Below are 19,894 nucleotides of genomic sequence, written 5' to 3' on the forward strand. Positions count from 1 at the left end.
TTTGGAATTGGCATGAAATTTGCATAATAGTATATGAAACCAATTATGCAAAGGAGCGAAGTGAATGGGAGAATTTGTTTTTTCATTAGGCTATGGCGGGTCCCTTATAGTTCTAGGACTGATTACACATTTATTTATTCGTAAAATGCAACGTGATGTACTGGTAAACAAAACGGGCAATTCGGATAAAAAGGCGGGAGTATCATGATTTATACAATCGGTATAATTGTCTCCTTTCTTTTATATATCCTTATTGGTGTAGTACTGTCAAAGCGGGTAAAAAGCTCCGAAGAATACTATGTTTCTGGTAGAAAAGGTTCTACCCTCATGGTGACAGGGACATTGGTTGCTTCATTCTTAAGTACCGTATCCTTTATGGGCGAAGCTGGATTTTCCTATGAAGGATACCCGATTCTTCTATTAATACTAGTTATTTTTAATGTGACAGGCTATGTGATCGGAGTTTTCTGCTTTGGCCGTTACTTAAGAAGAAGCCAATCGTTAACCGTTCCTGAATATTTCGGGAACCGCTTTCAATCGAATAAGGTGAGAATGGCCACAGCCATTACAACAATTCTTGGAATTTCTGCCTACTTAGTGGCGGTTACTCAAGGCGGGGCAGTCCTGCTGTCTGAAATTTCGGGTACCTCCTATCCAGTGGCATTATTAATTATGTGGATTGCCTATTCATCTTTCACCGTGCTTTCTGGGGCAAAAGGAGTCATGGTAAATGATACGATCATGTTTTTCTTATTTTCCATTGCCACTTATATTTCTTTTCCATATATAATCGGAAAAGCAGGTGGATTTCCTGATGCTATTATCAAAGCAGCAACAAATCCTGAACGTCCTGATTTATTGAGCTGGCATGGCATTACCGGCCCTGACGCCTACATGGGCGCACCATGGGAAGCATTACTTTGGGCCATTATTCTAGGTTTAGTGTGGTCTGCCGTCATCGCCATCAGCCCGTGGCAAAGCAGCCGATATCTAATGGCCAAGAATGAACATGTCGCCATCCGTTCAGGGGTCTGGGCTACGATTTCCATCATCACGATTTACTTATTCCTTCATATCAGCATTTCTACCATCACAACAGTTAATCCAAATATCAAACCAACAGAAAAGGTATTTATTTGGGCAGCGATGAATATGGTACCTAAGTGGCTTGGAGTCATTATAGTCAGCGGAATCATGGCAGCCGCCTTATCATCCTGTGCTAGCTTTCTGCAGTTAATCGGCAGCAGTATCACCCGTGATATTATAGAACAATCACGTAACAAAACCTATACAGATAAACAATTGCTTCGAACAAGCCGACTTTCCATGATTGTCGTCAGTATCATTATCCTGCTGATTGGACTGTGGCAGCCGCCTTCTATCATGTGGATAGGCTACTTCGCCGCAACCTTGTTTGCCGCCTCTTGGGGGCCGGTGGCTTTTGCCAGCATTTATTCCAAAAAGATTACAAAAACCGGGGCATTATCGAGTATTATCGTTGGTTTTTTGGGAGTTATCTTCGGAGAATCTTTGGAAAAATTAGGCGTAACATTACCTGTCTATTTGAATCCCGTTATAATTGGTGTCGTCCTAAGCTCTCTCGCCCTTTATATCGGTTCTAAATTTGGCGAAATTACTGATCAAGAAAAAGAGTTTCAGAACAACATCCTTAAGCGTCCAATTGAAGCTGATGAAAATGAAAATATGAAGGTTACAAAAAGATATCCAATTTATTTGGTCGCGAGCGGCATTGTGATTATCATCGTTACCTTTATTTTCTACTACTGGCCATTACAGCTGGCGATGTAAAAATAAGAAACTAGCACCTTGTGATGGTGCTAGTTTCTTATTTTTATTCCGTTATAATATTCCTCACTGGTTCTATTTTTATATCAGCTTCTTCTAACCGATACCGGATTTGCTTGATTAACTCCGGTGCTCCCTTTGTATCCCCGTGGATGCAGACAGTATGAACATCCACACCCGCTTCTTCGCCATCAGGTGTGATCACCTTTTTATCCTTTACCATGTTCACCACACGATCAGCCATTTCTTCATAGCTTTGAATGGACGGACCTGTGCGGGTTAAAATAATCGATCCGTCCTTTGTATGTTCACGATCCGCATACAGTTCCTTCGCAATTGGCAGTCCCATTTTCTCTCCTTCATGGGCCACTGCCGAATTGTTTAAGGCAAATACAATCATATTATCGGAAAACGAAGCGATTCCTTCTAAAATAGCCCTGGCAAGCTTTTCGTCGCTCATTGCCATCATAAAGAGAGCACCATGGGGCTTACAATGCTGTAATTCAAGACCATAATTTTGTGCAAAACCATTGAGTGCTCCCATTTGGTAGATAACATAATCTTTTACCTCAGCTGGGGTACAATTTAAATGTCGTCTGCCAAATCCAATTAAATCAGGAAACCCTGGGTGAGCGCCAATCGCTACATCATATTCCTTCGCCAGCAGTACTGTCTGCCTCATGACATGAGGATCACCGGCATGAAATCCGCAGGCAATATTGGCCGAAGAAATATACTTCATCATTTCCTCATCATTCCCCATCTGATAGAGCCCGAAGCTTTCTCCCATATCACAATTTAAATCGACCTTCATTGTTCACCATCCTTTCCCTATCTCAATGACACGATTTCCTGCCCTGCATCGACTATTTCTTCATTATTAGCAGTAAATTTTTCAACGATCCCTGCTTCTTCAGCTTTTAGCTCGTAAAATGTTTTCATTATTTCGATGAGCCCGACGACATCGCCAGGGTTCACTTGCTCGCCTTCTTGGACAAATTCCGGCTGATCCGGTGCCGGCCTCCGATAAAATACTCCTGGCAGCGGCGCAATGATTGCTTTAGACATAGCGTTCCCCTCCAAATCTACGTTTTCTTTTGACCCCGTTCTATTTATCTGCAATTTTTAAAATATATCTGCAAATTTATATGCTTTATCTGCAGTTTTTCTAATTTATCTGTAATTCCGCTTAATATCTGGGGATTTTTTAATATTTATCAGCGAGTCCACCCATTATATCTGCGGCTTTGCACCATATATCTGCGAGTTGAACCAATATATCTGCGACTTCCTGCGATATATCTGCGAATCTATTGTTCAACCATTTATCAATCAACGAGATGCAATGTCATCAGCTATTTTTCTTATAATTTCGTTGTTATCGCGGCGGATCCTAAGTGCCTCTTCTAAACTGACAGCAACAAATTTTACTTTTTCATTTGTCTTGATTTGCGCCATCCGATTTAGATCCGTGCTGATTACGGTTGCAACCGTCGCATAGCCGCCTCCGGTTACCGCATCATGTAACAAGACAATCGGCTCCACTCCGTCCGGCACTTGAATTGAACCAATCGGATAGCCAAGGTCAGTTACGTTGGACGGGTTGCTGCCAGCACCAAACGGCTGCTCCCGTTCAACAAACCGTAAGCGCTGCCCTTTATGGCGGTAGCCAATCCGATTCGCCTCAGGGGTAACCGTCCATTCTGTTTCCAGAAAGGCTTGCTTACTCTCCTCGGTTAAACGATAACTGCATAATCCTACAATCACACGGATTTCATGGGTCTTGCCGTAAGAAGGAATCAACGACTTATGAATCGCGGTCCCAGCTGGTACCCGGTGTTCCAGTAAGTCTCCAGTTTTTAACACATCCCCTGCCGCTAATGCTCTCCCTTCAAAACCGCCAATTCCAATCAAGGTATAGGTCGACCGTGAATTCATCACGAGCGGGACATCGATTCCGCCTTCTACAGCTAAATACGTCCGTGCTCCTGACCTTACGAAATCAAAAGACAGGACATCTCCGGCCCTGACCTGGAGAGTCTCCCACATAGGAACTGGATCCCCGTTAATTTTAGGCGGAATATTCCCGCCGGTTAAGCTGATTTGAGTATCCTGTTCAAATAACAGCTCCGAACCGATATACGTCATTTCCAGAACAGCCGCATTCGGATGGTTGCCTACAAGCAAATTCGCTGCCCGGAAAGCAAACTGATCCATGGCCCCTGAGGGAGGCATGCCGATTTCATATAATCCGCGTCTTCCTTGGTCTTGAACGGTTGTTTGCAGCCCTGGCTTCAGCACCTTAATCATGGTATAACCTCCTTAACACCATATCCGAAAACTTTTCCGGATTTTCCAGCACTTCTTGAGGGGTGAAGGTGATGTCTTTTTTTCGATAGATAAATGTTCCAGCTTCCACTTCAGCACGAATACCATCGTATTCCTCTCTCGTTATACTGCGGTAACGAAAAATATCACCCTGCTTCGGAAACACAATCGAGTCTTGGAAATCAGGCAAAGTCTGTTCCTTCTGATAGATTGGCGCCGGTGCTATCCCATACATTTGATAGCCGCCTGCTCCCTGGACAGGGTAAATAACAGCAAATGCCCCGCCAAAGCCAAAGGTGCGTTCCGGGGTAAACGTTCTCGGACGCACGTATTTGGGTACTTCGATTTGCTTTTCCTGTCTGACAATCTGGAAGCACCACGGCAGCCCCGGGACAAAGCCAATCATCGAGACAATGAAAGGAGAAGCATCAATTGCCTGAATAAATTCTTCCTTGCTGTTGTAACCGTTAATTCTGGCGCTATATTCCAGGTCCGTCGAATCCGGATCCTGATGGCGGTCGCGGAACCGCATCACCGCCTCATGTGTCCACGGGTCTTCAAACAACACAGGCACATCCACGATTCGCGAGGAAATTTCAATATCCAATCCTTCTATACTGTCTTCAATGACCTTCAATTCACGAATCAACTCATCCGGATGTAAGATGTCAGGATCAACCCGGACCATATAGGACGCATTGGATGGGCAAATATCAATAATGCCTTCCAGATTCCGTTCCTTCAGCTTTCTTGTAATCGCCATTCCTTTAAAATTTGCCTCTAAACTCATAGCTTCAGACAGCTGGACAAACACAAATTCATCCCCGCCATATTCATAGCGGGTAGTTAACGATGAGTTAGTCAATCTCTTTCACCTCTTAAATATATTGATTAGGGATTTCCCTTTTGAAAGGATACCCTTCAATTCTTATCAACTTGGATTCTCGACTGCCATTTGTAATTTTTTATGAATAAACGGTCGGTTTTTTAAGAATCCGCCTTGATGTCCGGTGCGAAAAGCAGTAATTTCCGATATAATGCTCAGGCTGATCTCTTCCGGTGTTTCCGCTCCAATATCAAGACCAATCGGGCTGAATAATTTAGTTAATTGCTTTGGTGAAAAAACAATTTCTTCCTCTTTAAGATGGCTTAAAAGCCTCTGGGTTCTTGTCCTCGGCCCTAAAATCCCGATATACGGGGCATCCGATTTTAATGCGAAAGCAAGTGATGCCGCATCACGTTCGAGATGATGATTCATAATCACGATATATGTTTGAGAATCCACGTTAATTTGACTAGAATCTTCTACAAGAAAATGGGCCGTTGGAAAGCGTTCCTTTGTGTTATAAGCTGGTCTCGAGTCAATCACAGTTGTTTCAAATCCAGTCGTTGTACTGATTCTTGCAAGCGGAACGGCATCATGCCCGGCACCGAAAATAAGCAACTTGGGCGGCGGCAGATGCACATCAAAGAAGACGATTTCCTCTTTGCTGTTTCTCGTTTCAAAATGAATGCTTTCGGATTGAGCTGTCTGTCGGGTCAATTTCTGTCGGGCAATCCGCACCACATGATCCCGCAAATATTCGTCAGAAAAGCTTCCAAACACGCTCTCTTTTGTGACAAGCAATGGGAGGCAAACGGAATCATCATCCTTAAGAATTTTGCACACCACCATTGCCTCTTGGTTGGCATAATGATCTGCTATCCGCTGCCATAAATCAGAGGAATCAATCGGCTCCATTAGGATTTCAACCGTTCCCGGGCACCCTAAACCAAGACCCCAGACAAGATCCTCATCCAGTTCATATTTTTTCACGATCGTTTTTCCGGTTCTGTAGATGTATTCGGCACTCGCGGCGACATCTGATTCCAAGCAGCCGCCGGAAATCATCCCATGATAATCACCAGTCGCTTCAACGATCATTTTGGCTCCTTCTCGCTTGTATGCAGACCCTTGAACAGTTACCACCGTAGCCAAAACCCCAGTATCATGATTTTTTATTTTCCCGGATAACAACTTGGTTACCTGCTGGTTCGATAGCATGAGATCTAACCTACTTTCTTTATATAAAAATGAAAAAAAGCCTAACCACCATGCCGGAAACATTGCTTTTTCTTGGTGATTTGGCTCTTGTTGTTTTTCCATATATTGATTCGCTGATATACGGTGTAAAATTGCTAATATAACTCGTAATTTCAGTAATACATTATATTAGTACAGCCCGTAACGCTCGCTCCGTATATACCTGACATAAATGCTTGCGGTATTCACTCGAAGCGAACGTATCTTCGCCCATCTCCGCATCGTCCGCAGCTAACAATGCCGCCTCTGTAATAATTTCCGGAACTGCCTTTTTCCCTAAAAGAAATTTTTCAACGCTCTCTGCCCGATAAGCACAATCACCCGATCCGGTTATTCCTATCCGGATGTGGTTTATCGTCCCGTCCACCGTTTTTCTTGCCACTGCGGCTACGCCAACAACAGCATAGCCTGAAGCTGGGTGGAAATATTTCAAATAAGAGCTTTTCCCTTCCGTCGGCGGGATGGCGAATGAGATTGCGGTGACAAGGCTTGTTTCCGGTAAGGCTGTGATGAATGGTCCAAACAAAAACTCCTGAATTGGGATCTTCTCATCTCCATCTTCGCCGGTGATATAAACAAATGCATCTAGTGCCAATGCCAGTGCCGGAAGGTCTGCCGCAGGGTCGGCATGAGCAATATTTCCGCCGATGGTCCCTTTATTACGGACCTGCAAATCGCCTATCTGCTTGATCGCATCCGCTAAAACTGGAATATGCGTGCTAATCAGCGGGTCCTCTAAAGCTTCTGCATAGGTGGTTAAGGCCCCAATAACCAGGCGGCCGCCTTCTTTTTTAACACCCTTCAATTCTTGAATTTTACTAATATCAATTAATGTGCCGGGACTTGTAATACGAAACTTCATTAATGGGACAAGACTGTGTCCGCCTGCAATAATTTTTCCCTCACCCTTACAATTCTTCAACAGTTGAATCGCTTCCGGTACCGATGCAGCCCGAACATAATCAAAGTTCGTTGGAATCATTAGCCCTTCCTCCCATCATGAATCGCTCTCCATACCTTTTCAGGTGTCAGCGGCATTTCCAAATCCTTTACCCCAAATGGCGCCAATGCATCCATTACAGCATTCACAATGGCGGATGGTGCTGCGGTTGTACCTGTTTCTCCAACCCCTTTTGCTCCCAGCTGGTTGACAGGACTTGGCGATTCCACAAAGCTTGATTCAAATTTCGGGAAAAACTTCGCCTTTGGCATCGTGTAATCCATGAATGTGCCTGATAAAAGCTGGCCTTTATCGGAGTAAACAGACTGCTCCCATAATGCCTGACCGATTCCCTGCGCTAATCCTCCGTGTACCTGTCCTTCGACGATCATCGGGTTAATAATCCGGCCGACATCGTCCACACTGACATATCGCTTCAATTCCACAACACCTGTGTCTGGGTCCACTTCAACGACACAAATATGCGCCCCAAATGGATAGACAAAATCGGGCGGATCAAAGAAGCACTGCCCTTCTAATGCTGGTTCCATTCCATCAGGGAGATTCCACGCATTATTGGCAGACCAGGCAATTTCTTTAAACGTTCGATGCTTCTCCGGCTGTCCTTTAACAGAAAAGACCCCATCGCTAAAGTCAAGATCATCAACAGTGACTTCCAATTCATGCGCCGCGATCAGCTTTGCCTTTTCTACAATGCGGTCCGCCGCAATCGCCAATGCCCCGCCGGCGACCGGCGTTGTCCGTGACCCGTACGTTCCCCAGCCCATGGAAATCATCAGCGTATCCCCGCTGACAAGCTCTATATCTTCAACTGGGATGCCAAACTTTTCGGCGACCACTTGGGCAAATGTTGTGCCTTCACCCTGACCGTGCGGGGAAGCCCCAGTAAATACCGTCACCTTGCCGCTTGGGTGCACCCGTATGGTGCTGTTTTCCCATAAACCGCCGCCAAATCCAATTGCTCCGGCAACCTTCGATGGACCTAGACCGCAAAGTTCTACATAGGTTGAGATGCCAATTCCTAACAGCCGGCCATTGTTCCGTGCATCTTCCTGTTCTTTTCGTAAAGCAGCATAATCAATGGTCTCTAAAGCTTTGGCTAGCGTACCGTGATAATCGCCACTGTCATAGTTACAGCCCATGGCATTCGTATAAGGCACTTTTGCCACGAGGTTTTTCTTACGGACCTCGATCGGATCCATACCGATTTTATCTGCATACAAATTGATGATTCTTTCAATCTGAAATGAGGCTTCCGGCTTTCCAGCACCCCGATATGCATCCGTCGGAGTGGTATTTGTATAGACCCCGATGGTTTCCGCCGCCGCATGAGGGATATCATAAGCCCCGGTAATCATTAATCCAAAATCGATGGTAGGAACGCCGGCACCCATTGTAGATAAATAGGCTCCAAGATTGGCAATGTTTTTTGCCCGGACTGCGAGAATTTTTCCATCCTTTGTTCCAGCAAGTTCTGTTGTAATCACTTGGTCGCGGGCATGACTTGTCGCCAGAAAATGCTCCTGGCGGTCCTCGATCCATTTAACCGGCTGGTTTAATTCCATTGCCGCGAGAGCGACTACAGCTTCCTCTGTATAGACCGCAATTTTCGCTCCAAAGCCACCACCCATATCGGGAGCAATAATCCGCAATTTTGTTTCCGGCACCCCAAGCGCATCGGCGTACGTCATCCGGTGAATATGGGGATTTTGCGTGGTGCACCAAATGGTTAAATCACCGCTGCCAGGATTATACTGGGCAACTGCTCCCCTTGTTTCCATCGGATTCGCGATTACGCGCTGCTCTACAAGACGCTGATTAACCACCACCTCGGCATTTGCAAAAACTTCTTCAGGAACCTCCCCCGCTTTCCAGGTAAAGGCGATGTTTTGGGGAACATCTTCATAAATAATGGGGGCTGATTCCGCCAGTGCTGCTTCTTGATGGACAACAGCCGGAAGCTCTTCATACTCCACTTCAATCAGGTCCAAAGCATCCCTCGCAACATAACGTGACTCGGCAATGACCATCGCTACTGCTTCGCCGGCATAGTTTACTTTATCAACCGCAAGCGGGACACGATCCTTCGGGATTAAATCACAGCCCGGTACTAGCCAAATCGAACGAATTGGCTTGATCTTATCTTGAACATCCTTTCCTGTATACACGGCAACAACGCCGGGATGATTTAACGCTTGATCGGTATTGATCGTTTTAATTTTCGCATGTGCCAGGCCGCTTCGCTTCATTGCAGCAAAGAGCATTCCCGGCAATTTGATGTCATCGGTAAATTGGCCATGTCCGGTAATAAGCTTAGGGTCTTCCTTTCTTTTAATTGGCTTGCCTAAAACTTTGGCCATTATACATCCCCTCCTGCTGTCACATTTTCAAGTGAAGATGTCTGCTTTTGCTGCTCCCGGATCAATTCTGCGGCATGCTGTACGGCTTCCACAATGAATTGATATCCGGTGCAGCGGCAAATGACACCATCAAGCGCATCGCGGATCTCTTCCTCTGTCGGATTTACATTTTCCTGTAATAAACCCGCTGCCGCCATCATCACCCCAGGTGTACAAAAACCGCATTGCAGCCCGTGTTTTTCCCAAAATCCCTGCTGGACAGGGTGCAGTTCTTCCTTTGATCCTAAACCCTCAACGGTTGTAATTTCTGCCCCGTCCGCCTGAAGGGCCAAAACCGTACACGATTTCACCGCTCTTCCGTCCAACATGACTGTACAGGCACCGCATTGGCTTGTATCGCAGCCAATATGCGTTCCAGTTAAATTGAACTCATCACGTAAAAGGTGGGCAAGCAAAAGACGCGGTTCGACCTCCGCGGATTTTTCCTTGCCATTTACCTTCACCTGAACAGGATATTTTTTCCCCACCAAAGAAAGCCCCCTTATACTCGATTCATTTCCTTTATCATTTCTTTTTCAGCAGCTTTGAAGAATTGGCTTAAGATAATTTTAGCGACACCCCCCATTACGCGCTGACCAACAGAAGCTAATACACCTGTTACCTGGACATCTGCCACACACGTAACTTGCGCACCATCTCCCGCCTCTTTAATGAACATGTCTGCGGTCGCATCAACATCCCCAGGTTTCCCTTTCCCTCTTACAATCAGCCTGTAGGAAGACGGCGGAATTTGATTCGTTTGCTTAACCTCCGTCGTAAACAAGCCTTTGATCGGCCCAACATTCAGACCCATTTCTGCCAGATACACCCCATCCGACCGTTCTTCAAAGGATTGACAGCCTGGAAGCGCACTTCTGAGGACTTGAGAATCCTGTATGTACTTCCAAACCACTTCTCTCGGTAATTTAAAAGAATACTTATGCTCGATTTTCAAAATTTCCCCTCCTGCTAATTAATGGAACTAAAAACCGTAACTGGTTTTGTACACTTATCCTATCTTTACTAAATCTTTCAGCCTATTATTACTAACACGTTTACAAATTATAAAGATTTTTTCTGAAGGTAAGATATACTTTAGGTAAGCAGTAAAGAAGTCAGTTTTTTACCTATTATTTTTTTCTAGTTAATAAGTAAAGAAGGAGATTATATGGCTAAAAAGAAAAAAAGTGTAAAAAAACATTGGGAGAGTTCCTTAGAATTTATTCCATTACATAAACAATTGGCTTTTTTACGAGAGAATAAACGGAAAATCAAGGCGGATCAGGAACTCTATTACAATGAAAGGCAAAATCAGATTGATGTAAAACAGTATTATCAATCTGTGACAGCTGTAAATGCTACTGGAATTGAATTATTTTATGAATATAGTAGTCTGCTAGAAAAAACGCATAAAAATCCAATTCCCTATTTTATCAGTAAAGATTTGTATTTATATACATGGGTGGATCTTTATCCAGATGGGGCGGTTAAAAGTATTTATTCGGGAGAGAGAAAAAATCCTGAAACCTTAATTATTCAAGATTTTGCAATGATTAATCAAAAATACGAAGACTTTCAACATTATCTGGAAGAGATTGAACGAAAGGAATTTGATTTATTAAAGCAATTAAAGGCATGTGAACGAAGGTTAAAACTAAATACGGAGCACATTGTCCCACAGTCCTGGTTTAGCGGTATTGAACCGATGAAGGGAGATTTACATCACCTGTTTGTTTGTGACCCCGAGTGCAATATTGTCCGCTCTAATTTTCCTTATGAGGATTTTCTTTTTTACCAGCCTGAATCTCCGGATGAACCCATTGATAATCACTGCGGATTGGCTGCTGAAGGCAAATTTGAACCGGAGTTTGGGAAAGGAGCGGCGGCAAGAGCAATGCTATACTTTATCATGCGGTATCCGAGGGCAATAAAGAAAGTGTATCTAATGCAAATTGATGTTTCCTTACTTATACGCTGGCATCGGGAGTTTCCTATCAGCTTATATGAAAAGCATCGCAATCAAGCAATCTATCGGATTCAGGGAAATCGCAATCCGTTTATTGATGTACCTGCTATAACCGAAATTATAGATTTTCCCTTCCGTAAGTAATGGCGCACTATGAATAATTTCATAGTGCGCCAATTTTTTTTTCCGTTTAAGCTGTTCCAAGATGGACTCCTAGCTCCTTCAAATATTGCCGGTATGCGATACTAACACGGTCACATACAAGTGAGAGTTCAATTTGTAAATCAAGCGGCAGTTCCTCTGGCTTCTGATTCTCAACGACCGGTTTATCTTGAGCGAAAATCGCATCTTGGTAAGCAATGACTTCTTCATCCGTGTTATCCGTATGATAGCTGAAGGACATGATGCCATAAGCAATCGATTTGTTTTCATCTACCGGACGAATAGTTAATAATATCGTAAAATATTGGTCTTTTTCTTTATCCTTTTTCGTAAAACGCACCGTAAAAGGACGCAGGATTTCATACGTATAGTAAACATATTTCGCTTCTCCAGAACCATCAGGATCCGGCTGGAAGATTGGTATTTCATCGGAATAGATTCGGCCATCCTCCCAATTCATATGATAATCGGCAATTTCCCGGTGGCTGTTTGTCCCTAATGAACCCTCATGAACAATTGCCAGGTGACCCACATCCAAGAAATTTTCAACAATTCTTGGCGGCTTGGCGTTTACTTCCTGCGGTCCCCAGATAATATTACGATAGTCTTCCGCTTCAAATTCAGGATAAGAGAACATTTCAGGCTCGTTACCTGCTAGATTTACCCAAATGAAACCGTACTTTTCCATGCAGGCAAATTTATAAGCCTTCGCTTTTTTGGGAATGGCTCGTCCCTCAGGCAGCTGTGGAATCGAAACACATTCACCGTTCGTGTTATACTCCCAGGCATGGTAGGGACAAACAAGGCAATCATTTTTTACCTCTCCTAGTGATAGGGCAGCCCCTCTGTGAATACATAAATCCCTAAATGCATGGACCCCTTCGCTCGTTCTGAAAAGAACAATTCTTTCCCCCATTAGCATCACCTGCACCGGCTTTTCGCCTACTTCACTTGCCGGACAGGCGACCAGCCAATCTTCTAATAACACTTTATCTTCAATCATGCAATGTACGCCTCCTAATCTTATCTTCCTTCATTTTATTTATCTATGATAGAAAGGTCAACTCCATTTACGAATATAATTTTATTTTTTTAAAATAATATTCGGTTTTTATGTACATTTCTTTCATTTTCAATTATAATCCTAGTGAAAATATCTAAAATGCGAACGAAGGGGATGCGGAGCTTGAATAGAAAGAATAATATCCTAATAGGGGTAGACGACAAAATTAGTTTCGGTAAGGCCCTGCTTTTAGGAGCACAGCACGTATTAGCAATGGACTTATACATTGCACCAATTATTATTGCCGGGCTGCTTTCCTTAAGTACAGAAAACACGTCCTTTTTTATCCAAATGTGCTTTTTGGCGACGGGGATTGCCACATTAATTCAAACGGGGATTGGCATTAAGCTTCCTGTCGTACAGGGTCCTTCCTATGTCCCTGTTGGCGCCATCGCAGCCATTGGCGGCAAACTTGGATTAGGGGCCATTGCCGGAAGCCTGATCCCAGGTGCCATCATCATTGCCATTTTAGGCTTTCCATTAAAGTGGTTTGCAAAGGCCGTAAGAAAATTTATTCCACCGCTTGTTGGCGGGACTGTTATTATTATTGTCGGTATCTCGTTAATGCCGATTGGTATGAATAACATTTATTATGCTGAAGGAAAAATTGGCACGAACATTTTAATTGCGGCGATTTCCGCTGGTGTACTTGTAATCTGTATGATGCTTGGCCGAAAAATGCACGGCGTTGGAACATTCTTCCGCTTGGTTTCCGTTTTACTTGCGATTGCCGTTGGAACGATTGCAGCCAGCTTTTTAGGTGCTGTAGATTTTTCACCTGTAAAAGAAGCAGCTTGGTTCTCATTGCCATCGTTATTCCCATTTGGAAAACCAGTGTTTGACCTGAGTGCTATTTTGACGATTACTTTTGTTTATTTCATTATTTTAATTGAAACAACTGGTACATGGTTTGTTGTTTCTTCTGTAACAGGCAAAGAACTAGATGAAAAACGTTTGAACCGTGCCTCATTTGGTGAAGGGCTAGGCTGTTTAATCGGTTCTCTTTTCGGCAGCACGCCGATGACAGGGTACTCCTCCAACGCAGGCTTACTTGCGATTACCGGGGTTGCCAGCAGGATGGCGATTATGGCAGGCGGCGGAATCTTAATCTGCCTTGGACTTGTGCCAAAATTATCTACAATGATTACTTGTATTCCTGAACCTGTCATCAATGGAATTTTTGGAATTGTGTGTGTAGCGATTGTGACGAACGGAATGAAGGTTATACAGCCAATTTATATTAATGACCGAAATATGATGATTATAGGCTTACCTATTCTATTAACAATTGCAGTAACAATTTTACCAAAGGATGTTTTGGCAGGTGCACCTGACTGGGCTAGCTATCTTCTTTCTTCTAGTATGACGATTGGTGCGTTGGCAACCTTGATCTTGAATTTAATTATTCGGGAGGAGAAAGAAGAGCAGGAATTTACGAATGATGCAGTGGCGGCGGGGAAATGATACAAGGATTAAAAGACCAAGTGCATGCACTTGGTCTTTTAAAAAAATTATTCTTTAGATGAAATGAATTCCTTAAAAGTAGCTTTTTCAGAAAGAAACTTATGAACTTTTCGACTAATAGATATTCCATTTTCAATTGCCCCATCCTATAAATCCAGCCCAGCCGTTTGCATAGGTTGTAATCGCTGAAAGGACTGAATTTTCAGGATCCAAAAAAATTTCATCCTCTGTAGGATAGGCTGCAGATTTTTTTCTACATTTATAGATTATTCCCCTGTTACTTGCACCAGGAATTTTTTTGTTCTTTCTTCCTTTGGATGATTGAAAATTTCCTCGGGAGCTCCCTCCTCTACGACGACTCCGCCATCCATAAAAACAATGCGGTCAGCGACATCTTTAGCAAATCTCATTTCATGTGTGACGACAACCATTGTCATTCCTTCTTTTGCAAGATCCTTCATAACCTGCAGCACTTCCCGAACCAACTCTGGATCCAAAGCGGAGGTCGGTTCATCGTATAGCATTACCATGGGTTTCATCGCAAGAGCCCTTGCGATTGCAACCCTCTGTTTTTGTCCCCCTGAAAGCTGCGATGGATAATGATTACAACGTTCCTCGAGTCCTACCTTTTCAAGCAGCTTTTGAGCTAATTCCCTTGCTTCTTCCATTTTTACTCCTTTGACAACGATTGGCCTTCCATGACATTTTCGATAGCTGTTTTGTGAGGAAAAAGATTAAACTTGAAGATAGTATTCCCGTCCCTTTTCAATCATTTACAAAGGAATTTGTATATTATTTATAGAATTAATTTATTTATCGTTTCGAAATTTTGTGTAATTTAGCTGTATTAAATTATTTATTTTCCAGTCTAAAATTATTATAAAAGGAGGCGATCGATTTTGCTTGTACTAAATGAAAAAGATATAAAGAGTGCAGTGTCGATGAGAGATCTCATTGATGCCATTGAGGAGGCTTATGTACTCTATGAGGATAACGAATTTCAGATGCCACTAAGGAGTCATGTTCAAGATAACGACAATATCCTTTTGCTGATGCCCTGTGTGGTCAAAAATTCAGTTGGAACGAAGCTCGTCACCGTTGCTCCGAATAATCGGGAGCAGCCTGTGACGCAAGCTATAGTCGTACTGAATGAACGGGATACTGGGACACCAAAAGCAATTTTGAACGGAACCTTACTGACGGGATTAAAAACAGGTGCTGTCGGCGGTGCGGCAATGAAACATTTAGCACGCGAAAATGCCCACTCCGTGGGCTTGATTGGCACCGGCTATCAAGGTTTATATCAATTAGCGGCTGCTTGTTCTGTTCGTGATATCAAAGATATTTATCTATTTAATCGGACTGCATCAAAACTACCCAGCTTTATAGATTCGCTTAAACAGGTAATTCCAGTAGAGGTAGAAATTCATATTACCAAAAATCCATTGGAATTAGTGGAAAAGTCCGAAATTATCATTACCTCTACCACATCGAATAGACCGGTTTTACCGGATGACGAAATTGCTTATAATGGTAAACTTATTATTGGAATCGGCTCCTATCAACCTCATATGCGAGAGTTCTCACACGCAATTTATAGAAATCTCGAAATCTTATATGTTGATACGCAAGACGCCATTCAAGAATCCGGTGATATCATTGATCCCCTCCAAAATAAATGGATGGACGAGTCACAAATTATCCCCTTTTCAAAGGTAATTACAAAAAAAATCACACCGATCTTCTCAAATGATCGGCCTGCCGTATTTAAATCCACGGGGATGGCACTTTTTGACCTTATTGTCGCCCATACCATTTTCGAGCGGGCGTCAGAAAAAAGGATAGGACAAATTATTCAATTATAATAAGTCTTACATCAAAAAGACATTCAACATTGAGTGTCTTTTTGATATTTTTCTGAATCATTGTACAACTCATAAAAAATCGCTACAATAAAACAAAAAATAGATATTTAATAAGATAGTTTCCTTACATAGAATCAAAAGGAAAGGAGTTACTGCACATGAAAATTCTTGAGCACATCGCCCAGGATATCGTCGAAAAAGCGAGTGGAATTTTACACTATCCTATCAGCATAACCGACAACGAAGGGATTATCATTGGCTCCACCGACAAAAGCCGGATTGGCATTTTTCATCAACCTTCACTTGAAGTAATTAAGAAAAATGTCATGGTATATTGTAAAAGTAAAATTGAAAAGAGAGTCCTGCCGGGGGTTTCTGCTCCCCTAAAGTTTAACAATAAAGTCATTGGTGTACTGGGGATTGTTGGAGAGCCAAGAGAGGTCGAGAAATACGTTCAGCTTGTAAAAAATCAAGTAGAAATGATGTGCCAGGAAGCCTTTCGAAAAGAAATGGTGGAATTAAAGGAAAAAATGATAGAAATGTTTGTCCATCAGATGATTCACTTTAACGAAAACGAGAGTCACGTAATTGACCAAATCTATCAGTCTGCAAAGCTTCTAGAATTTAACATTGATACAGATCGGGTATGCCTGTTAATCGATATAAAAAACTTTTCAAATAGATTATCGGCAAATAAGGAGGGCGACGATTTATTTGAAAGGTTCCCATTACAATATTTCCAACCGGAGGTCTTGAGTTTTTTACAGTTAATTTTTAAAGAGAATAAAGATGATATTGTTTCGTTTTTGAGCCTGGAGCGATTTATCGTCATTAAGTCTCTCCCCTACCCCCGCTCGTTTTCAGCTTTAATGGAAAGCTTGGAGGAAAAACTGCAGAAAATTAACACATTTCTAGAGACAAAATACTGGGTATCCGCAATTATTGCAGCTGGAGATGTCAGTAGCTGTTTAAGCGGTATATCAGAATCCTATCGTAATGCAGTAAAAGCGATGAGTATAGGCTTGAGATTCGAGCCTGATGCCGCGATCCATCTTTATAATAATCGGGAAATATTACTTAGAATGCTTCCAAAAGAACTGTCAAACGATTACCAGAATAAACTATTAAAGCTGGCCCACCCTTTAATCCAACAAGACAACTATGATGTTTTGGCGTCCACCTTTATCGGCTTTTGTAAATATAATATGAATTTAAGCGAAGCATCCAGAAATTTGTATATCCACCGAAACACCATCATCTACAGACTTGAAAAAATAAGTGAAATCACTTCCCTAAATATAAGCAGCTTTGAACATTGCATGCTCTTATACACAGGCATTCAGTGCTATGAGGAATGGAAAGCGGAATCCAATTTTTAAATCAGGTTCTTTTTTCTTTCCTTTTTTAGGAATAATAGATGGCTTAGCATAATCATAAACTACTTTTAATAGAAAAACTTTGTTAAAACTGCAAGAAAACAGCAAATTCTTTTGTGGTTTTTTTGTTAATTTTGCACATAGAAAGTATTTTTTTTATTGAATATAATTAAATTGTTGGATTTTTTAGAATAGTAACTTAATCCTTGAAAAGGAGGCACTGAATTAATGTAAACGCTTTCCTTAGTCAACACATTTTTCAAATCTTAAAATTATACGAAGGGATTGAGGTTATGAAAGATAATCAAGTCATTTGGTCTTCCAGGATCGGTTTTATTTTAGCTGCCATGGGTATGGCTGTTGGCACAGGGAATATCTGGAGATTCCCGCGGATGGTTGCTGAGCATGGCGGCGGATCGTTTCTTATCGGCTGGGCCGTATTTCTATTTCTTTGGTCACTCCCTTTAATTATGGTTGAAATTTTTATCGGAAGAAGAACGCGAATGGGGACAATCGGTTCATTCCGGAAGTTTGTCGGCGAAAAGTTTGCCTGGTTCGGTCCATTTATTACCATCGTTCTAATCGGAATCACCTTCTATTATTCTGTTGTTGTAGGCTGGACTTTTAAATATTTCTTCTTAGCGTTAAAAGGTACTTTTACTAGTAAAGTAAACTCCCATGAAATTTGGGACGGTTTTATCGCCAGCCCGTTAGAGACCGTCTTTTATCACTTCCTTGCCATCAGTGTTTGCGGACTTATTGTATACATGGGGGTAACAAAAGGAATCGAAAGAATGTCAAAAATATTCCTTCCATTATTATTCCTGCTAATGATTTTTACAGCCATCCGGGCAATTACCCTCCCAGGAGCGATGGAAGGTTTGTCCTATATGTTTACACCACAATGGGATTATTTAGCGAAGGCATCGACTTGGATTCAAGCTTTGTCACAATCGGCCTGGTCGGTTGGAGCCGGTTGGGGATTATATGCGACATATGCGATTTATACGAAAAAGCGCGACGATATTGCCCAAAACTCACTTACTGCAGGCCTTGGAAATAACACAGTAGAATTATTAGCCGGGATGACAATCATTCCAGCGATCTTTGCTCTAGCCCCATCGCCTGAATTTATTTCACAGGCAACCAGCTCCGGTAATACAGGGATTACCTTTATTTATATGGTCGATTTAATTAATGTCATGCCGCAAAAATATCTCTTTGGCGTCGCGTTCTTTGCCGCACTTGCCTTTGCTGCCTTTACTTCACTTGTAGCTATGGTTGAATTGGTGACAAGAAATATATCCGACCATGGCGTGAAACGCAGTAAAGCTATTGTTTTCACCGTGATAGCCATCTTCCTTGGAGGAGTTCCTTCCGCCGTTAATATGTCCTTCTTTAACAATCAGGACTGGGTTTGGGGAGTGGCCCTTTTAATTTCTTGTTTCTTATATGCCTTTACCGCTATTAAGTATGGTGTTGAAAAAATGAAGGAAGAAATTAATGAAGTAAGCTTTATTAAGATAGGAAACTGGTGGGTTTATTCTATCAAATATTTTATTCCGACTCTATTTATCATCGTTATCGGCTGGTGGTTATATCAAGCAACAACTTGGTATCCGGATACTTGGTGGAAACCATTCGAAGAAGCGAATGTAGGGACCATTGTTTTCCAGCTAATTATCGCTTTTCTTATCATTCCTTTAATGCTTCGATTAAAGCATAAATATAGAAGTTCAGTTATTGAGGAAGGTTTGAGTGAATCGGAAACTTTTACAACTTTACCTTCCCAGGATATTAAGGAGGGAATGTAAATGGGCGCATCAGCGATTATTATGATGATCCTAACATTAGGTATCTTTATGGGCGGCTTTTCAGTAATGATTTATCGAACTTTAACAGCCAAGTATGATAATAATAACTAAGGAGGAACAAAAACAGTTCAAAAATAGCTAGAAAATAATAAGCTGACCAGGAAGAGTCGTAAATCAACGACCTTTTGAGTCAGCCTATTGTTTTCTGGCTGTTTCTTTATCATAAACATTCATTAATTCATATTATTTATTGCATGTTTTATCCATCCCACTATTACACCTAAGCTGCAAGATAACAAATTCCAGCAGAGAATTAAATTAGAAGATCCCATCCACTCATATTTTTCCTCCTAAACACGAAAATGTAAATTATTTTCCTTTTGGGAATTTCTTCATACACCTCCATACAACTGCTCTTCTACCTCACTTGGTCTTATAATTAAGCACTTCATGCGGAGTTGAATTATCTATGTTAGAATTAACTACCCTAGGAAGATTAATTATCTAAGAGTTAGTATTGGGTGATTGGGGGACATATCCAATAGGACTACCTAATATTTATCTATTTTTTGTATGTGTTCAAAAAAGAATGTTAGTAAGTTCTCCT

Annotated in this window: 17 protein-coding genes and 1 pseudogene; 7 read left to right on the plus strand and 11 right to left on the minus strand. The window is 42.1% G+C overall.

What is annotated here, in order from left to right; genetic code table 11:
* Positions 1 to 64: 64 nt before the first annotated feature.
* Positions 65 to 208: a hypothetical protein gene (locus A6749_RS28275; RefSeq protein WP_161487104.1), complete on the plus strand. Its 144-nt coding sequence runs from the start codon at positions 65 to 67 to the stop codon at positions 206 to 208.
* Entirely contained in the window at positions 205 to 1,809 is a 1,605-nt protein-coding gene (locus A6749_RS01305) for a sodium:solute symporter family protein (RefSeq protein ID WP_084797596.1), read from the plus strand. Before A6749_RS28275 ends, A6749_RS01305 begins: the two co-directional genes overlap by 4 nt.
* Positions 1,810 to 1,852: 43 nt before the next feature.
* Here A6749_RS01305 and A6749_RS01310 read toward each other — a convergent pair whose 3' ends face one another.
* The 9 genes from A6749_RS01310 to A6749_RS01350 form a co-directional block, all read right to left on the minus strand.
* Entirely contained in the window at positions 1,853 to 2,620 is a 768-nt protein-coding gene (locus tag A6749_RS01310) for a LamB/YcsF family protein (protein WP_066383965.1), read from the minus strand.
* A 17-nt stretch (positions 2,621 to 2,637) separates the two neighbouring features.
* Positions 2,638 to 2,874, minus strand: coding sequence for an acetyl-CoA carboxylase (locus A6749_RS01315; RefSeq protein WP_066383967.1), 237 nt, complete (start codon positions 2,872 to 2,874; stop codon positions 2,638 to 2,640).
* 264 nt (positions 2,875 to 3,138) lie between these two features.
* Entirely contained in the window at positions 3,139 to 4,116 is a 978-nt protein-coding gene (locus A6749_RS01320; protein ID WP_066383970.1) for a 5-oxoprolinase subunit C family protein, read from the minus strand.
* Positions 4,109 to 4,999 carry a 5-oxoprolinase subunit B family protein gene (locus tag A6749_RS01325; RefSeq protein ID WP_066383973.1) on the minus strand — a complete coding sequence of 297 codons (891 nt, stop codon included), beginning with the start codon at positions 4,997 to 4,999 and terminating at the stop codon, positions 4,109 to 4,111. Before A6749_RS01325 ends, A6749_RS01320 begins: the two co-directional genes overlap by 8 nt.
* Before the next feature lie 66 nt (positions 5,000 to 5,065).
* Complete coding sequence (locus A6749_RS01330) at positions 5,066 to 6,280, minus strand: XdhC family protein (protein WP_084797597.1); 1,215 nt, start codon at positions 6,278 to 6,280, stop codon at positions 5,066 to 5,068.
* Positions 6,281 to 6,341: 61 nt separating this feature from the next.
* On the minus strand, positions 6,342 to 7,199 hold the full coding sequence (locus tag A6749_RS01335; protein WP_066383980.1) for an FAD binding domain-containing protein: 858 nt from the start codon (positions 7,197 to 7,199) through the stop codon (positions 6,342 to 6,344).
* On the minus strand, positions 7,199 to 9,538 hold the full coding sequence (locus A6749_RS01340; RefSeq protein ID WP_066383988.1) for a xanthine dehydrogenase family protein molybdopterin-binding subunit: 2,340 nt from the start codon (positions 9,536 to 9,538) through the stop codon (positions 7,199 to 7,201). Before A6749_RS01340 ends, A6749_RS01335 begins: the two co-directional genes overlap by 1 nt.
* Positions 9,538 to 10,065: a (2Fe-2S)-binding protein gene (locus A6749_RS01345; protein WP_066383992.1), complete on the minus strand. Its 528-nt coding sequence runs from the start codon at positions 10,063 to 10,065 to the stop codon at positions 9,538 to 9,540. Before A6749_RS01345 ends, A6749_RS01340 begins: the two co-directional genes overlap by 1 nt.
* A gap of 14 nt (positions 10,066 to 10,079) precedes the next feature.
* Entirely contained in the window at positions 10,080 to 10,532 is a 453-nt protein-coding gene (locus tag A6749_RS01350) for a CoxG family protein (protein ID WP_066383997.1), read from the minus strand.
* Positions 10,533 to 10,745: 213 nt separating this feature from the next.
* Between A6749_RS01350 and A6749_RS01355 the strand changes: the two genes are divergently transcribed.
* The gene (locus A6749_RS01355) at positions 10,746 to 11,687 is read left to right on the plus strand and encodes an endonuclease I family protein (protein ID WP_066383999.1); all 942 of its coding nucleotides are present in this window, start codon (positions 10,746 to 10,748) and stop codon (positions 11,685 to 11,687) included.
* Positions 11,688 to 11,733: 46 nt separating this feature from the next.
* Here the strand turns inward: A6749_RS01355 and A6749_RS01360 are convergent, their stop codons facing one another.
* The gene (locus A6749_RS01360; RefSeq protein WP_066384001.1) at positions 11,734 to 12,708 is read right to left on the minus strand and encodes an aromatic ring-hydroxylating oxygenase subunit alpha; all 975 of its coding nucleotides are present in this window, start codon (positions 12,706 to 12,708) and stop codon (positions 11,734 to 11,736) included.
* Between the two features lie 174 nt (positions 12,709 to 12,882).
* On the opposite strand from A6749_RS01360, the gene A6749_RS01365 reads away from it, so the two are divergent.
* Positions 12,883 to 14,232 carry a uracil-xanthine permease family protein gene (locus A6749_RS01365; protein WP_066384004.1) on the plus strand — a complete coding sequence of 450 codons (1,350 nt, stop codon included), beginning with the start codon at positions 12,883 to 12,885 and terminating at the stop codon, positions 14,230 to 14,232.
* A gap of 266 nt (positions 14,233 to 14,498) precedes the next feature.
* Here A6749_RS01365 and A6749_RS01370 read toward each other — a convergent pair.
* Positions 14,499 to 14,974, minus strand: a pseudogene (locus A6749_RS01370) (amino acid ABC transporter ATP-binding protein); the annotation flags it as partial.
* A 157-nt stretch (positions 14,975 to 15,131) separates the two neighbouring features.
* Here A6749_RS01370 and A6749_RS01375 point away from each other — a divergent pair.
* The 3 genes from A6749_RS01375 to A6749_RS01385 all read left to right on the plus strand — a co-directional run bounded on the left by A6749_RS01375 (position 15,132) and on the right by A6749_RS01385 (position 19,287).
* Entirely contained in the window at positions 15,132 to 16,097 is a 966-nt protein-coding gene (locus A6749_RS01375; protein ID WP_066384008.1) for an ornithine cyclodeaminase family protein, read from the plus strand.
* Between the two features lie 158 nt (positions 16,098 to 16,255).
* Positions 16,256 to 17,476, plus strand: coding sequence for a CdaR family transcriptional regulator (locus A6749_RS01380; protein ID WP_066384012.1), 1,221 nt, complete (start codon positions 16,256 to 16,258; stop codon positions 17,474 to 17,476).
* A 290-nt stretch (positions 17,477 to 17,766) separates the two neighbouring features.
* On the plus strand, positions 17,767 to 19,287 hold the full coding sequence (locus A6749_RS01385) for a sodium-dependent transporter (protein ID WP_066384015.1): 1,521 nt from the start codon (positions 17,767 to 17,769) through the stop codon (positions 19,285 to 19,287).
* Positions 19,288 to 19,894 lie beyond the last annotated feature (607 nt).

It is taken from the genome of Neobacillus mesonae, from assembly GCF_001636315.1.
GTDB classification, from domain to species: domain Bacteria; phylum Bacillota; class Bacilli; order Bacillales; family Cytobacillaceae; genus Neobacillus; species Neobacillus mesonae.

Excerpts from the sequence above, each read along its gene's own strand:
- A6749_RS28275 (WP_161487104.1), top strand. The coding sequence starts at position 65 with ATGGGAGAATTTGTTTTTTCATTAGGCTATGGCGGGTCCCTTATAGTT.
- A6749_RS01305 (WP_084797596.1), top strand. The coding sequence starts at position 205 with ATGATTTATACAATCGGTATAATTGTCTCCTTTCTTTTATATATCCTT.
- A6749_RS01310 (WP_066383965.1), bottom strand. The coding sequence starts at position 2,620 with ATGAAGGTCGATTTAAATTGTGATATGGGAGAAAGCTTCGGGCTCTAT.
- A6749_RS01315 (WP_066383967.1), bottom strand. The coding sequence starts at position 2,874 with ATGTCTAAAGCAATCATTGCGCCGCTGCCAGGAGTATTTTATCGGAGG.
- A6749_RS01320 (WP_066383970.1), bottom strand. The coding sequence starts at position 4,116 with ATGATTAAGGTGCTGAAGCCAGGGCTGCAAACAACCGTTCAAGACCAA.
- A6749_RS01330 (WP_084797597.1), bottom strand. The coding sequence starts at position 6,280 with ATGGAAAAACAACAAGAGCCAAATCACCAAGAAAAAGCAATGTTTCCG.
- A6749_RS01335 (WP_066383980.1), bottom strand. The coding sequence starts at position 7,199 with ATGATTCCAACGAACTTTGATTATGTTCGGGCTGCATCGGTACCGGAA.
- A6749_RS01340 (WP_066383988.1), bottom strand. The coding sequence starts at position 9,538 with ATGGCCAAAGTTTTAGGCAAGCCAATTAAAAGAAAGGAAGACCCTAAG.
- A6749_RS01355 (WP_066383999.1), top strand. The coding sequence starts at position 10,746 with ATGGCTAAAAAGAAAAAAAGTGTAAAAAAACATTGGGAGAGTTCCTTA.
- A6749_RS01360 (WP_066384001.1), bottom strand. The coding sequence starts at position 12,708 with ATGATTGAAGATAAAGTGTTATTAGAAGATTGGCTGGTCGCCTGTCCG.
- A6749_RS01365 (WP_066384004.1), top strand. The coding sequence starts at position 12,883 with ATGCGGAGCTTGAATAGAAAGAATAATATCCTAATAGGGGTAGACGAC.
- A6749_RS01380 (WP_066384012.1), top strand. The coding sequence starts at position 16,256 with ATGAAAATTCTTGAGCACATCGCCCAGGATATCGTCGAAAAAGCGAGT.
- A6749_RS01385 (WP_066384015.1), top strand. The coding sequence starts at position 17,767 with ATGAAAGATAATCAAGTCATTTGGTCTTCCAGGATCGGTTTTATTTTA.